The organism is Chitiniphilus shinanonensis DSM 23277 (assembly GCF_000374805.1).
Lineage (GTDB): Bacteria > Pseudomonadota > Gammaproteobacteria > Burkholderiales > Chitinibacteraceae > Chitiniphilus > Chitiniphilus shinanonensis.
The window spans coordinates 81,975-95,155 of record NZ_KB895349.1 but is presented as its reverse complement, the minus strand read 5'-3'; the positions used below and the strand labels follow the sequence as shown (position 1 = coordinate 95,155).

The following is a 13,181-nucleotide window of genomic DNA, read 5'->3' as shown; positions in this document are numbered from 1 at the left end:
TTTCATGGCTTGACTGTACGGCGCGACCGCGGCGGCCGACAGGAGCGCGCCGCTGAAGCGCTTGTGGGAATGCGCTGACAAGACACCTACACACGGCGGGATCGCCGCAGCGCCCACGCTCAGCGGGCCGCGCCGCGAACCGCTTTTATTCACGACGCCAGGCGCGCGATCCCGAGCCATGCTCCAGAACATCGCAGACAAGACCCTCGCCACCATGAAAGCACTGCTCCGCAAGGCGGCCACCGTCGCCAGCCAACTGGGCGGGCGGCTGGTGCTGACGCTGAGCGCCTGCATCGCGTCCGCCGTGGCATCGATGCTGATCAATGCCGCCTGGGTCACGCAGTCCGAGGAGCAACTCGGCGAGATGCGCAACACCCGCCAGCGGCTGGATCTGCTGCGCGACGTGGATACGTATCTGGTGCGCGCCGAAAGCGCCCAGCGCGGCTTTCTCATCATGGGCGACGCCAACTACCTGGCGCCGTACGACCGCCGCGCCGAGGAAACCCGCGCCGCGCTGGGCGCGTTGCAGGAACAGGTGTCGCGCGACCCGGCCACCGAGGCGCGGCTGGGGCCGCCGCTGCGGCGGCTCGGCGTGGCCATCGGCGAAAAGCTGGCCGAGATGGACCTGACCATCCGCTTCGCGCACCAGGGCGACCTGGACCGCGCCCACGAGATCACCGCCACCGACGCCGGGCTGAAGAAAAGCATCCAGATCGGCGCGGCGATCAAGGCGCTGATCGATTTCGAAAAACAGCACCTGGAGCAGCAGCGCAGGCAGCGCGAACGGATGGTCACCGGCATGCGAGTGTCGCTGGCGGTAGGCGCGGTGCTGACCGCGTTGCTGGTGCTGCTGATCGTCGAGCGGCTGTGGCGCGAGCTGGGGCGGCGTCATGGCGAATCGGCGGCGCTGGCGCAACGCAAGCGCGAGTTGGATCAACTGGTGGAGGAGCGCACCGCGCAGATGGAAACGCTGGCGGTCGAATACCAGATGGACGTCGAGCGCGAGCGCCACAAGCTGGCGCGCGATCTGCACGACGAACTGGGCTCCATCCTCACCGCCACCAAGATCGACCTGTCGTGGGTGCAGCGCCAGTTGAAGGACGACCATCCGCAGGTGGTGGAAAAACTCAACCGCACCCTGCGCAACCTGGACCACGGCATCCATTTCAAGCGGCGCGTGGTGCAGGAGCTGCACCCGTCGCTGCTGTCCACCTTCGGCCTGATGGCGGCGATCCGCGCGCTGGCCGAGGATGCCGCGCAACGCAGCGGCTGGACCCTGCATCTGACCCTGCCGGACGAGAACGAAAAGCTCGACGAGGTGCTGGGCCTGATCATCTACCGCATCCTCCAGGAAACCCTGACCAACGCCACCAAATACGCCCGCGCCACCGAGGTATCGGTCAGCCTGATCTCGGACGTGGACTACCTCAAGCTGGAAATCGAGGACAACGGCGTCGGCATCGACATGCACCGCCTGCCGGAGGGTACGCATGGCCTGCAAGGAATGCGCCACCGGGTGATCGCCATCGGCGGCAAGATCGACATCTTCAGCGAGCCGGGCCAGGGCGTGTTCACCTGCGCGCTGCTGCCCAAGACCTTGCGCCCGACCGGTCGCCCGCCGCTATTGGCCTGAGTCGACCCACCGGTTCCGACTGTTCCCGCCCCGGCCGCGCCGGGGCCCGTCGCACTACAGCGCCTGGCGGTGGGCCAACTGCTTTTCGCAGCGTTCGCGCTCGGACTCGCGCAGCTTGCCGCAGGCCAGCGCGGCACGGCGCAGCGAGCCGTCGTCGGCGCCCGCCGCCAGCGCGTCGTAGGACACGAAGGCCATCTGGTTGTGCGCGATATCGGCCAACGCGGCGTCGCGCTGGGCGCCGGCCTGGGTGCGGCAGGCACCACGCAATGCCGCCGCGCCGCGCGCGCATTGCGCCTCGGCCAGCGCGTAGGCCGCCGCCACCTTGTTGCGCGCGGCGCGGATGCGCGCCTGCGGCGTGTTCTCGGCCTGGGCGCGCAGGTCTTCCAGCGCGATGGTGCGATCCAGCGCGGCTTCGTCCAGGCACGCCAACCGTTGCTCGCCGCCATGCGCGGCACATGCCGCCACCTGCTGGCGGTACTGCCGCGTCACCGCCGCTTCTTCGTCGCCGGCCGCGATGGCCGGCAGGCACAGCGCCGCCAGCAGCGGCGCGCATCCCCAATGGAACCTGTTCATCGCACGTTCCTCCCGGTTCGCCGCGCCACGCCGGCCCCGCCGACGCGGCGCGGACTGCGTCACTTCTTGGCGTCCTCGGCGGCGCCCTGGATCTTCTCCCCACCCTTCTCGATATCCTTGCCCGCCCCCTGGACGGTGTTGCAGGCGGTGAGCAGGGTCAGGCAGGCAAGGCCGAGCACGGCGATCAGGCGTTTCATGATGGTTTCTCCTTGGAATGGAATCCGGGACCGGACTCAGCCGTTCCCATGCCGCCAATCTACGACCCGCCCGACCATGCCGATATCGTAAGCGGGCGTATTGTTTCGTAGGACGAGGCTGACAACGGCGGGCGGGAGGCGGGGGAAGGGGGCAACAGCGTAGGGCCACTGCAAATTCCAAATCTTGAAACACAGAGAGCACAGAGAACACAGAGCTACACGGAGAAAAGCCAAGCGGAAGGACCGCTTGATCCGAGGAATGGGGCACCTTGCCTGGAAAACGCTTCCATGGGCCGCCCTGCCTTACCTCGGTTTTCTCTGTGAATCTCCGTGTTCTCTGTGCTCTCTGTGTTTCAAGATGTGGGGTTCGGGTTTTACCCTTCCCCCTTCCCTCTTCTCCCTTCCCGCCTCACCCCCTCACTCCATCATCCAGGAGATCGCCCGCCCCCGGCGCATGCGGTCGAGCACGGCCTTCATCATCACCGCCAGCGCGGGGCCGAGGATCAGGCCCCACAGGCCCCACAGCCAGCCCCAGAAGATCATCGAGACGAAGATCGAGGTCTGGTTGACCCGCGACAGGCGGCTTTGCATCCACGACACCAGCAGGGTGCCGGCCAGCGATGCCGTCAGCAGCATGGCGCAGGCGGTCAGCAGCGCCAGCCACAGGTTGCCGTCGTGCAGGTAGGCGATGCCGAAGGTGAGCACGCCGAACAGCGCCAGGCCGATGTAGGGCACGAAGTGCAGCAGGCCGGCGGCGACGCCCCAGCCCACCGGGTTCTCCAGGCCGGCCAGGGCGAAGCCGATGCCGGCCAGCACGCCGATGGCCACGTTGGACACCAGCAACACGCCGACGTACAGCCGCAGCTGGCGCAAGGGCTCGCGCAGCAGGTCGCGGGCGCACGGGCGGGCGCATTGCGCCAGCCGCAGCACGCGCAGGAAGCCACGGGTGAGGCGCGGCATCTCCAGCAACGAGAGGAAGGTCATCAGCAGGATGACGGTGAACTTGGACAGCACCACCAGCATCGAGCTGGTGGCGAGGATGGCGGTGTCCTTGAGCAGCGAGCCGGGGCCGCTGGGCGGCGGCACCCGTACCGCCGGCTCGACCGGCGCGGTGGGCGGTAGCGGCGTCTCGCCCGGCGCCAGCGAGCGCTCCAGCCGGGTGAGCGAGCCGCCCACGCGGGTGAGCAGGTTGTCGGGGTCGTGTTGCAGGCGGCCGATCTCCGCCGCCACTTTCTGCGTCAGCTCCGGCACGCGCTCGGCGGCCGACACCAGCTGGTGCCCGAAGAACGCCACGCCGCAGGCGAACACCGCGCTCACCAGCGCCATCACCAGCACGGTGGCGATGCCGCGCGACGGCACCCCGCGCATGGCGAGAACCACGATGGGATCGAGCAACAGCGCCAGCAGCAGGCCGACCACGATGGGCACCAGCATCTCGCGCGCCAGCCCCATCAGCGCCAGCAGCAGCACCACGGTGAACAGGCCGGACAGCGGTCCGGCCGACAGCAGCATCAGGGTCAGCCGGCGCAAGGTGGCGGCGGGCTGCAACGGGCCGGGCACCACGCCCGCGGCCGGGGTCAACGGTGTATCGTGCGATTTCATGACGGCTCTGCCCGTTCAAAGAAAAAACACCGGCACGAGGGCGAATCGACCTTCAAACGTGGGATGCGTTGATCCGTGGGCCGGATGGCTGCGCGAAGCACGGCGCAGCAGATAGCCTTCCTATCTGCAAGCCGTGCGACAAAGCAGACGCCGGCCCACGGACCAACCCGCAGGGAAGGGCGAAGGTCGGGCGCATGGCTGCGTTACGCCTTACCCTGCATCCCGGCCTTCGCCCTTCGCACCCACGTTTGAATATCGATTCGCCCCCAGGCCGGTGTCCTGCCGGCGACGGTGCGCCGGGATCAATCCTGGCCGAAGCGACGCTTGGCGTCGTCGACGCAGGTCTTCTTGGCGTCGCCGGCCAGCTCGTCGCAGCGCTCCTTGGCCACCTTGTAATCGGCGTCGCGCTTCTCGCGCGCGGCCTTGGCGGCGGCGTCGTGTTCCTCGGCGGCGGCCTTGCTGCTGACCTTGTCGGTCTTCTCGCGGGCGTCGGCGTCGGCCAGCGCCTTGTCGCGGGCGGCCTTGGCCTCCTTCACGCACACGTCCTTCTTGTTGCCGGCCAGGTCGTCGCACTGTTCGGCCTTGACCTTGTATTCGGACTTGGCACGGGTGCGCGCGGCGTCGGCGCGGGCATCGGCGGTGTTCTTGTCGGCGGCCTCGGCTTCGGCCAGCGCGATGTCGCGGTCGGCGTCGGCACGGGCCTGACAGACGTCCTTGGCGTTGCCGGCCAGGTTCTTGCACTGGCCCTTGGCGGCATCGTGGCGTGCCTCGATGGTCTGCTTCTGGGCCTTGTAGGTGTCGCTGTCGGCGTGGGCGTAGGTGCCCAGGGCCAGCAGCAGCGTGGCAAGCAGGGTGGCGCCGGATCGGGATTGCTGGTTCATGGTGTTTCTCCTTTTTTCTGGTCTTGTACGGCGCTCAACGGGCGCCGGTGCGCGACGCGAGGCCGGGGCGTGGGCCACCAGCCTCGCGGGGGGCTCGCGCCCGAATCAATGCCACTTGTAGCTGCTGCTGCGCTCGAAGTCGGCGATCTGCTTTTCGGCTTCCTCGCGGGAAACGCCGTAGGCTTCCTGGATCTTGCCGGACAGTTGTTCGCGGCGACCCTCGATCTGGTCGAGCGCATCGTCGGTGAGCTTGCCCCACTGTTCGCGGACCTTGCCCTTGAACTGCTTCCAGTTGCCTTCCACTTGATCGCGGTTCATGGTCTTTCTCCTGTACGGTTGAAAGCTTGGCCGGCGGCGGATCCGCCCTTGGCCGTGCAAACCATGCTATGCCCGAGGCCTCGGCCGTACCGTCGGCCACCCCCGCCACTTGCCATAGGAAAAGCGGGGAGCCCCTGGTCGGCGTGGTCCTACAGCGCGGCGCCAACCGCTACACTGCGGGTTTTGCCTTCACTGGAATCCGTCATGAGCAAGACCATCGTCCACAGCGACCACGCCCCCGCCGCCGTCGGCACTTACTCCCAGGCCGTCAAGGTCGGCGACACCGTCTACCTGTCCGGCCAGATCGGGCTGGACCCGGTCAGCAACACGCTGGTGGACGGCTTCGAGGCGCAATGCCACCAGGTGTTCAAGAACCTGCGCGCGGTCTGCCAGGCTGCCGGCGGCGATCTGTCGGACGTGGTGAAGCTGGGCGTGTTCGTGGTCGATCTGGCCAACTTCGCCACGCTGAACCAGATCATGGGCGAATACTTCAGCCAGCCCTTCCCCGCCCGCGCCGCCATCCAGGCCGCCGCGCTGCCCAAGGGCGCGCTGGTCGAGGCCGACGCGGTGATGGTGCTGGGCTGACCGCGGCCCCCCTGGCTGAGTCGCGCCGGGGGGTCGAGCCTCGCTTGCCGTACTGCACGGACTGTGTGCGTTTCGCGCTGCTTGCCAGGACCGCTACGCTGGGTTTTGTCAGCCGCTCCTAGCTGTCCCCATCCACACCAGGAACCCGCCATGCGCCTCGACCTCTGGTTCGCCTTCGTCGCCGCCACCCTGCTGATCTCGGCCACGCCCGGCCCCAACATGCTGCTGATGCTGTCGCACGGCGTACGCTACGGCGCGCGCGCCACGCTGGTCACCATGTCCGGCGCGCTGCTGGGCCTGCTGCTGCTGATCGGGCTGTCGGCGATGGGTGTCGGCGCATTGCTGGCGGCTTCGGTGACGCTGTTCACCGTGCTGAAGGTGGCCGGCGCGCTGTACCTGGCGTGGCTGGGCATCCAGGCGTGGCGCGCGGGCGCGGCGCTGCATCTGCCCCGCGCCGACGCCAACAACGCGGCCGCGCGCTTTCGCACCGGGCTGACGGTGGCGCTGTCCAACCCCAAGGCCATCCTGTTCGCCGCCGCCTTCCTGCCGCAGTTCATCGACGCCCACCGCCCGCAAGGGCCGCAATGGGCGATCCTGCTGGGCACCTTCTTTGTCATCGAGGCCAGCTGGCAGGTGGCCTACGCCTGGGGCGGCACCCGCCTCGCCGGCTGGCTGGCGGTACCCCGCCGCATCCGCGCCTTCAACCGCGCCTGCGGCGGCGCCTTCGTCGCGGCGGGCGGCTTGCTGGCGGTGTCGCGGCATTGAGCCACGCCGTTCGCAAAATGTATCAACTGATAAACTGCCGGGATCGATCACCGCTTCGCGGGTGAGGCATCCCATGAAGAAGAATTACGGCTTATCCCTGAAAGAACGCCCGCCGCTGCGCCCTGTGGCGATGCAGCTCGACGGCTCCGAAGGCTCGCGGGTGGTGCAGAACGCGGCAAAGCGGGTGTACCGCACGCATCAGAAAGTCATCAAGGCGCTCGCGGACCGATGAGCGCGCTACTGCCCATCGGCGCCAGGCTGGTCATCGAAATCCATGACTTGGCCTATCAGCAAGCACCTGACTTCTGTGCCCCATATGTTGCTTGGCTCACGGTGTATCTGTCGCCGGCACTCGACGAAAGCTGTTGAATAAGCCCCTTGCACGAGAAACCCTGCATGCTGAGGTACTGCTTCGCAGACCTAACCGCTTCCTTGTTCCAATCAATGTTCAGGCTGTCCACTGCTACGGTCGCATCGGCAACCTTGTAACCATCACCAAAATCTGATGAAAGTTGTTGGATAAGTCCATCCCGTGAAAAGCCTTGCATACTGAGGTACTGCTTTGCAGATCGCACTGCATTTTTCTGAGGCCCAGTCAGACTTTCCGCCCATGTTGGCACTGCGGCAAACAGGGTCGCAATCATTGCTAATTTCAAGAAGTTCATAGCAGTCTCTCCTCCGAAAATGTAAGCAAATCTATCCAAGCAGATGCATCGGAAGCTTCCTTTGCCCAAGCGATCTGACATCATTGCTCTAAGCCAATGTATGACATGCAAGCCAATGCGTCCGCCTAGAATGATTAACCAACCCAACCGACCAGACTCATGACCCCCACCGAACTGCAAATCGAAGACCTCCACCCCGGCGATGGCAAGGAAATCAGCAAGGGCGCCCTGATCACCGCCCATTACCGCGGCAGCCTGGAGGATGGCACCGAGTTCGATTCGTCGTACTCGCGCGGCAAGCCGTTCCAGTGCGTGATCGGCACCGGCCGCGTGATCAAGGGCTGGGATCTGGGCCTGATCGGCATGAAGGTGGGCGGCCGGCGCAGGCTGTTCGTGCCGGCCCATCTGGCCTACGGCGAACGCCAGATCGGTGCGCACATCAAGCCTAATTCCAACCTGATCTTCGAGATCGAGCTGCTGGAAGTGCTGACCCGCGACGACTGAGCCCGCCGCCGCCGACGTTGCGACACCCCGCTGCGGCGGGGTTTTTCGTGGGCGCGGGCCATGCTCAGGCGATGACCATTTCCTATAGTGTGACAGCCGTCAGCTATATCTATGCCTCACAGAGCGCACCACGCGCCGGGATGGCACGGCTGACTGTCCTCATGGGAGCCCTCGCATGTCCAGCCTGAAAGATTGGTCGCTCAGGACCAAGGTCCTGCTTGCCGCCGGTATTGCCGTCACCGTCGGCTTCGTGGCGATGATCGCCACCATCGCCCTGCATATCCAGCGCGACGCGCTCGCCGACGGCCACGCCGAACTGGATACCCAGGCCGCCGCCTATTCGCAGCAGGTCAGCGCCTATTTCGCCGAGGCATTCGCGCTGCCGCGCCATCTGGGCCAGGTGGTGCTGGCGCAGCAGACGGTGGCGCCGCCGGACCGCAAGGCCACCAACGCGATGATCGAGCAGCTGCTGCAAGGGTTTCCCGCCGCCTCTGGTCTGTGGCTGCTGTGGGAGCCCAATGCGTTCGACGGCAAGGACGACCAGTTCCGCCTGGATTGGCCGCATCACGACCCGAGCGGCCGCTACACGCCCTACTTCACCCGTACCGACGGCAAGATCTCGCAGGACACCATGGTGCCGCGCGATCAGATCAAGGATTTCGAGCAGTTCCGCGATCATCCGCAGGACTACCAGCCGCCCTACGACAAACCGGGCTGGGGCGACTTCTACCTTCAGCCCAAGAGCCGCCAGCGCCCCACCATCACCGATCCGGCGGCGTACGAGGTGCAGGACACCAAGGTGCTGATGTCGTCGGTGACGCTGCCGCTGATGCGCGACGGCAAGGTGCTGGGGGTGGCCGGGATGGATCTGCCGCTGGCCAGCCTGATCGGCGGCATCGGCCAGTACAAGCCGATGGGCGTGGGCCACGTATCGCTGATCTCCAACGGCGGGCTGGTGGTGATCGGGCCCGACGCCGCGCAACTGGGCCAGCCGCTGCGCGAGGCCGACTTCCCGCCCGGCTTCAAGGCCCAGGTGGCGTCTGGCCAGGCGGTGCAGTTCGAGCGCGACGGCGTGCTCTACAGCTATCGCCCGGTGACCATCGACGACACCGGCCAGGCGTGGTCGCTGGGACTGGCGGTGCCGCTGGCGGCCATCGAGCAGCGTGCGGTCGACGCGCGCAACCGCGCCATCCTGGTGGGGGTGATCGCGGTGCTGCTGATCGTGGCGCTGCTGTCGGTGCTGCTGGCCGCGCTGACCCGGCCGCTGGCGCGGCTGGCGACAGCGATGGAGGAAGTGTCGTCCGGCGAGGGCGACCTGACGCGCCGGCTGGCCGTCACCGCGCACGACGAGATCGGTCGCACCAGCGAGGCGTTCAACCGCTTCATGGCGCACCTGCAGGAGATGTTCCGCGAGGTGCACGCCTACAGCGATCGCATCGGCGTGGCCGCCGGCCAGTTGCGCGACAGCGCCGATCGCGTCACCCAGGCGTCGCAGCAACAGGCCGAGGCGGCGTCGGCCACCGCCGCCAGCGTCGAGGAGGTGACGGTCAGCAGCCAGCACATCGCCGGCTTCACCGGCGACTTCCGCGAAACGGCGCGCGCCGCCAGCACCGGCACCGCCGAGGGCCAGCAGCGGGTGGACCACGTCGCCGCCGAGGTGGCGCGCATCGACGAATCGATGCAGCAGCTGGATCTCACCATGGGCCGGCTGGCCGAGCAGTCGCAGCGGGTGAACCATATCGTGCAGTCGATCCGGGGCATCGCCGACCAGACCAACCTGCTGGCGCTGAACGCCGCCATCGAGGCCGCCCGCGCCGGTGAGCAGGGGCGCGGCTTCGCGGTGGTGGCCGACGAAGTGCGCAAGCTGGCCGAGCATACCGGCGCCGCCACGGTGGAGATCGATCAGATCGTGGCCGAGATCCAGCGCGGGATCGACGCGGCGGGCAAGGATACCGGCCAGGCGCGCGGCCAGATCCGCGACAGCGTCGAGCGCTCGCGCGAGGCGGCCGGCGCCCTGGTGGAAATCCGCCAGCGTGCCGACTCGCTGGTGGACAGCGTGCGGCAGATCGCCGAGGCCACGCGCGAACAGGCCAGCGCCAGCACCGACATCGCCCAGCACATCGAGCGCATCAGCAGCATGGCGCAGCAGAACCACGACGTGGTCGGCCAGGTGAGCGCGGCGGTGAACGACCTGGATCGCCTGTCGTCCAGCCTGCGCGGCATCGTCGACCGCTTCCGGATCTGACGCGGCCCGGCCGGCGGCGGCAGGGCCGGCGGGCGCGGGTTATCCTGCGGCGATGTCCGATTCCCCCATCCGCCCCCCGCTGGGCGCGCTGGCGATGGCGCTGGCCGCCATCGTCTCGATCCAGGCCGGCGCCGCCCTGGCCAAGATCCTGTTCCCGCTGGTGGGCGCGCCCGGCACCGTGGCGCTGCGCCTCGGCCTGGGCACGCTGATGCTGCTGGCGTGGCTGCGTCCGTGGCGGCAATGGCCGGCGCGCCGCGACTGGCGGGTGCTGTGCATCTATGGCGTGGCACTGGCGGCGATGAATTCGCTGTTCTACCTGGCGCTGCGCAGCGTGCCGCTGGGCATGGCGGTGGCGCTGGAATTCACCGGGCCGCTGGCGGTGGCCATCCTCGGCTCGCGCCGTCCGCTCGATCTGCTCTGGGCCGCGCTGGCGCTGGCCGGGCTGCTGGGTCTGTTGCCGTTGGGCGACCAGGCGGCGGCCATCGACCCGCTCGGTGCCGCCTGCGCGCTGGGCGCCGGGCTGTGCTGGGCGCTGTACATCGTCTATGGCCAGCGGGCCGGCGCGGCGCACGGACTGGGCTCGGTGGCGCTAGGCAGCACACTCGCCGCCGTACTCGTGGTGCCGGTCGGGGCGGCCCACGCCGGCGCGGCGCTGCTCTCCCCCACCGTCCTGCCGCTGGGGCTGGCGGTGGCGCTGCTGTCCACCGCCCTGCCGTACACCCTGGAGATGGCGGCGCTGGCGCGCTTGCCGGCACGCACCTTCGGCATCCTGCAAAGCCTGGGGCCGGCCTGCGCCACGCTGGCGGGTTTGCTGGTGCTGGGCGAGCGGCCGACGCTGGCCCAGGGCGTGGCGATCGCCGCCGTGGTGGCCGCGTCGGCGGGCGCCGCCGCCGGCCGCTCGCGCTGAAACGGCATCGACACTGGATACGCCATCGAACCATCTGGCTAAAACCGTAAGTTATTGACTGCTCTGTGCGACAGTATCCGCACACTCATTTGCCCAAACAAAACGAAGGCGCCCTAATGGCGTGGTGTCGATTTCCAGGGAAAGCACCATGCCACCCATCAAGGATTGGTCCATCCGCATCAAGATCATGGCTGCCGCGGGGATCGCCATCGTGATCGGCTTTGCCATCATGATCGCCACCCTCGCCGTCACCATGCAGCGCGACGACGTCGCGACCGGCCACGAACGGGTGCGCGAACTGGCGCAGGATCACGCCCGCGAAATCCAGGGCTACTTCGCCCGCGAATTCGCCCTGCCCTACAACCTGGCGCATACCATGCTGGGCCTGCGCGGCGCCCAGCAGCCCGACCGCGCCGTCACCACCGCCATGCTGGGCAAGCTGCTCGCGGCCAACCCCGAGCCGTCAGGCATCTGGATGGTGTGGGACCGCAACCGCTTCGACGGGCGCGACGATGCCCACCGCCAGGACCCGACCCACGATCCCTCCGGCCTGTTCGCACCCTATGTGACGCGCAACGGCGAGCAGGTCGCGCTCGATTCGCTGCTCAGCACCGAGCAGCGCGCCAAGGCCGAGGCCGTGCGCGCCGACCCCGGCGCCTACGTGCCGGAATACATGCAGCCCGGCTGGGGCGATTTCCACCTGGTGCCGCGCCAGCGCGGCCGCGAAACGGTGACCGATCCCTATCCCTACGAGGTACAAGGCAAGACGGTGCTGATGACGTCGCTGGGCGTGCCCATCGTCGAGCAGGGGCGGATCGTCGCGGTGGCCGGCACCGACCTGCCGCTGGATGCGCTGCAACGGATGCTCCAGGGCAGTACGCCCGAAGGCGCCGCCTACCTGGAACTGCTGACCGACAAGGGCATGGTGGTCGCCGGCCCGGATCCGGCACTGTTCGGCAAACCCATCGACGAAGCCCGCTACCAGCCCGGCTTCGTCCAGGCGCTGGCCGCCGGCAAGCCGGTGGAGTTCCAGCGCGACGGTGTGCTGCGGCTGTACTACCCGGTCGCGCTGCCCCGCACCGGCCAGACCTGGATGCTGGGGCTGGCGATGCCCGAATCGGCGATCCTGGAAGGCGCCATCGCCGCGCGCAACCGCGCCATCCTGATCGGCACGCTGGCCACGCTGCTGATCCTGGCGGCGATGGCGGTCGCGCTCGGCGCCGTCACCCGCCCGCTGGGCCGGCTGGCCGCGGCGATGGAGGAGGTGTCGGCCGGCGAAGGCGACCTGACCCGACGCCTGGAGGTGGCCGGCCGCGACGAGATCGGCCGCACCAGCGAGGCCTTCAACCGCTTCCTCGGCACCTTGCAGCAGATGTTCCGCGACGTGACCGAGCGCGCCCACGACATCGCCGCATCGTCCAGCGCGCTGCGCGACCAGGCCGAGGGCGTGCAGCAGGGCACCCAGGCGCAGGCCGAGGCCGCCACCGCCACGGCGGCCAGCGTGGAACAGGTGACCGTCAGCGTGCAGCACATCGCCAACAGCGCCGGCGACTTCCGCGAAAGCGCGCTCCAGGCGGGACAGGCCACCGAGGTGGGGCAGCAGGTGGTGCTGGACGTGGCGCACGAAATCGCTGCGGTCAACGATTCGATGCGCCAGCTGAACGCCGCCATGAACAGCCTGGAACAACGCTCGCAGCAAGTGGACCACATCGTGCAGGTGATCCGCGGCATTGCCGACCAGACCAACCTGCTGGCGCTGAACGCCGCCATCGAGGCCGCCCGCGCCGGCGAGTTGGGGCGTGGCTTCGCGGTGGTGGCGGACGAAGTACGCAAGCTGGCCGAGCACACCGGCGCCGCCACGGTGGAGATCGGCGACATCATGAAGGAGATCCAGCGCGAGGTGGAAAGCGCCGGCCAGGGGATGTCCACCGCGCAGGTGCAGATCGACAAGGGGGTGACGCGGTCGCGCGATGCCGCGGCGGCGCTGGAACAGATCCGCGACCATGCGCGGCAGATGGTGGAGGGCGTCAGTTCCATCGCCGAGGCCACCCAGCAGCAGGCGGCCGCCAGCACCGACATCGCGCGCCATATCGAGCAGATCAGCAACAAGGCGCAGCAGAACCAGGAACTGGTGATCCAATCCACCGATACCGTGGCGGAACTGGACCGGCAGGCCGGGCAACTGCGTGCGCTGGTGAGTCGCTTCAAGCTGTGACGAGGGCGAATCGCCCCCCGAACGCGCGGGCGATTCGCTTCAGGGCAAGGCCAATCGTCACCTTCGCCGCAAGGCCGGCACCGCACTGTGC

The 13,181-nt window shown here is 68.1% G+C and carries 14 protein-coding genes; 8 read left to right on the top strand and 6 right to left on the bottom strand.

The features are described from left to right. Positions 1 to 214 precede the first annotated feature (214 nt). Positions 215 to 1,633 (top strand): CHASE3 domain-containing protein, encoded by a 1,419-nt coding sequence (locus C556_RS0114605; protein WP_169338627.1) that lies wholly within the window; start codon positions 215 to 217, stop codon positions 1,631 to 1,633. A gap of 54 nt (positions 1,634 to 1,687) precedes the next feature. Here C556_RS0114605 and C556_RS0114600 read toward each other — a convergent pair whose 3' ends face one another. The 5 genes from C556_RS0114600 to C556_RS0114580 form a co-directional block, all read right to left on the bottom strand. Continuing rightward, positions 1,688 to 2,206, bottom strand: coding sequence for a hypothetical protein (locus tag C556_RS0114600; RefSeq protein ID WP_018748997.1), 519 nt, complete (start codon positions 2,204 to 2,206; stop codon positions 1,688 to 1,690). 59 nt (positions 2,207 to 2,265) lie between these two features. Continuing rightward, positions 2,266 to 2,403, bottom strand: coding sequence for an entericidin A/B family lipoprotein (locus tag C556_RS22385; protein WP_018748996.1), 138 nt, complete (start codon positions 2,401 to 2,403; stop codon positions 2,266 to 2,268). A 417-nt stretch (positions 2,404 to 2,820) separates the two neighbouring features. Continuing rightward, positions 2,821 to 4,005 (bottom strand): AI-2E family transporter, encoded by a 1,185-nt coding sequence (locus C556_RS0114590; RefSeq protein WP_083930611.1) that lies wholly within the window; start codon positions 4,003 to 4,005, stop codon positions 2,821 to 2,823. A gap of 302 nt (positions 4,006 to 4,307) precedes the next feature. After that, on the bottom strand, positions 4,308 to 4,886 hold the full coding sequence (locus C556_RS0114585) for a hypothetical protein (protein WP_018748994.1): 579 nt from the start codon (positions 4,884 to 4,886) through the stop codon (positions 4,308 to 4,310). Between the two features lie 105 nt (positions 4,887 to 4,991). Continuing rightward, positions 4,992 to 5,204, bottom strand: a complete 213-nt coding sequence (locus tag C556_RS0114580) for a CsbD family protein (RefSeq protein WP_018748993.1) — start codon at positions 5,202 to 5,204, stop codon at positions 4,992 to 4,994. A gap of 204 nt (positions 5,205 to 5,408) precedes the next feature. Between C556_RS0114580 and C556_RS0114575 the strand changes: the two genes are divergently transcribed. The 3 genes from C556_RS0114575 to C556_RS23465 all read left to right on the top strand — a co-directional run bounded on the left by C556_RS0114575 (position 5,409) and on the right by C556_RS23465 (position 6,786). Next, positions 5,409 to 5,789: a Rid family detoxifying hydrolase gene (locus tag C556_RS0114575; RefSeq protein ID WP_018748992.1), complete on the top strand. Its 381-nt coding sequence runs from the start codon at positions 5,409 to 5,411 to the stop codon at positions 5,787 to 5,789. A gap of 150 nt (positions 5,790 to 5,939) precedes the next feature. Continuing rightward, positions 5,940 to 6,554 (top strand): LysE family translocator, encoded by a 615-nt coding sequence (locus C556_RS0114570; RefSeq protein WP_018748991.1) that lies wholly within the window; start codon positions 5,940 to 5,942, stop codon positions 6,552 to 6,554. Positions 6,555 to 6,627: 73 nt separating this feature from the next. After that, positions 6,628 to 6,786, top strand: coding sequence for a hypothetical protein (locus C556_RS23465; protein ID WP_018748990.1), 159 nt, complete (start codon positions 6,628 to 6,630; stop codon positions 6,784 to 6,786). Between the two features lie 55 nt (positions 6,787 to 6,841). Here the strand turns inward: C556_RS23465 and C556_RS22380 are convergent, their stop codons facing one another. Continuing rightward, a complete protein-coding gene (locus C556_RS22380; RefSeq protein ID WP_083930610.1) occupies positions 6,842 to 7,219 on the bottom strand; it encodes an Ltp family lipoprotein in 378 nt (125 codons plus the stop codon). 159 nt (positions 7,220 to 7,378) lie between these two features. On the opposite strand from C556_RS22380, the gene C556_RS0114560 reads away from it, so the two are divergent. From C556_RS0114560 to C556_RS0114545, 4 genes are all read left to right on the top strand, one after another. After that, positions 7,379 to 7,723: an FKBP-type peptidyl-prolyl cis-trans isomerase gene (locus tag C556_RS0114560; RefSeq protein WP_018748989.1), complete on the top strand. Its 345-nt coding sequence runs from the start codon at positions 7,379 to 7,381 to the stop codon at positions 7,721 to 7,723. A 175-nt stretch (positions 7,724 to 7,898) separates the two neighbouring features. Continuing rightward, the gene (locus tag C556_RS0114555; protein WP_018748988.1) at positions 7,899 to 9,968 is read left to right on the top strand and encodes a methyl-accepting chemotaxis protein; all 2,070 of its coding nucleotides are present in this window, start codon (positions 7,899 to 7,901) and stop codon (positions 9,966 to 9,968) included. A 52-nt stretch (positions 9,969 to 10,020) separates the two neighbouring features. Then, complete coding sequence (locus tag C556_RS0114550) at positions 10,021 to 10,875, top strand: EamA family transporter (RefSeq protein ID WP_018748987.1); 855 nt, start codon at positions 10,021 to 10,023, stop codon at positions 10,873 to 10,875. Positions 10,876 to 11,023: 148 nt separating this feature from the next. After that, positions 11,024 to 13,090 carry a methyl-accepting chemotaxis protein gene (locus tag C556_RS0114545; RefSeq protein WP_018748986.1) on the top strand — a complete coding sequence of 689 codons (2,067 nt, stop codon included), beginning with the start codon at positions 11,024 to 11,026 and terminating at the stop codon, positions 13,088 to 13,090. The last annotated feature ends 91 nt before the right edge of the window (positions 13,091 to 13,181 follow it).

What these genes read in the sequence shown, in the direction of transcription:
- C556_RS0114545 (WP_018748986.1), top strand. Translation starts at nt 11,024, where the DNA reads ATGCCACCCATCAAGGATTGGTCCATCCGCATCAAGATCATGGCTGCC.
- C556_RS0114605 (WP_169338627.1), top strand. Translation starts at nt 215, where the DNA reads ATGAAAGCACTGCTCCGCAAGGCGGCCACCGTCGCCAGCCAACTGGGC.
- C556_RS0114590 (WP_083930611.1), bottom strand. Translation starts at nt 4,005, where the DNA reads ATGAAATCGCACGATACACCGTTGACCCCGGCCGCGGGCGTGGTGCCC.
- C556_RS0114555 (WP_018748988.1), top strand. Translation starts at nt 7,899, where the DNA reads ATGTCCAGCCTGAAAGATTGGTCGCTCAGGACCAAGGTCCTGCTTGCC.
- C556_RS0114600 (WP_018748997.1), bottom strand. Translation starts at nt 2,206, where the DNA reads ATGAACAGGTTCCATTGGGGATGCGCGCCGCTGCTGGCGGCGCTGTGC.
- C556_RS0114570 (WP_018748991.1), top strand. Translation starts at nt 5,940, where the DNA reads ATGCGCCTCGACCTCTGGTTCGCCTTCGTCGCCGCCACCCTGCTGATC.
- C556_RS22385 (WP_018748996.1), bottom strand. Translation starts at nt 2,403, where the DNA reads ATGAAACGCCTGATCGCCGTGCTCGGCCTTGCCTGCCTGACCCTGCTC.
- C556_RS0114575 (WP_018748992.1), top strand. Translation starts at nt 5,409, where the DNA reads ATGAGCAAGACCATCGTCCACAGCGACCACGCCCCCGCCGCCGTCGGC.
- C556_RS0114580 (WP_018748993.1), bottom strand. Translation starts at nt 5,204, where the DNA reads ATGAACCGCGATCAAGTGGAAGGCAACTGGAAGCAGTTCAAGGGCAAG.
- C556_RS22380 (WP_083930610.1), bottom strand. Translation starts at nt 7,219, where the DNA reads ATGAACTTCTTGAAATTAGCAATGATTGCGACCCTGTTTGCCGCAGTG.
- C556_RS23465 (WP_018748990.1), top strand. Translation starts at nt 6,628, where the DNA reads ATGAAGAAGAATTACGGCTTATCCCTGAAAGAACGCCCGCCGCTGCGC.
- C556_RS0114550 (WP_018748987.1), top strand. Translation starts at nt 10,021, where the DNA reads ATGTCCGATTCCCCCATCCGCCCCCCGCTGGGCGCGCTGGCGATGGCG.
- C556_RS0114585 (WP_018748994.1), bottom strand. Translation starts at nt 4,886, where the DNA reads ATGAACCAGCAATCCCGATCCGGCGCCACCCTGCTTGCCACGCTGCTG.
- C556_RS0114560 (WP_018748989.1), top strand. Translation starts at nt 7,379, where the DNA reads ATGACCCCCACCGAACTGCAAATCGAAGACCTCCACCCCGGCGATGGC.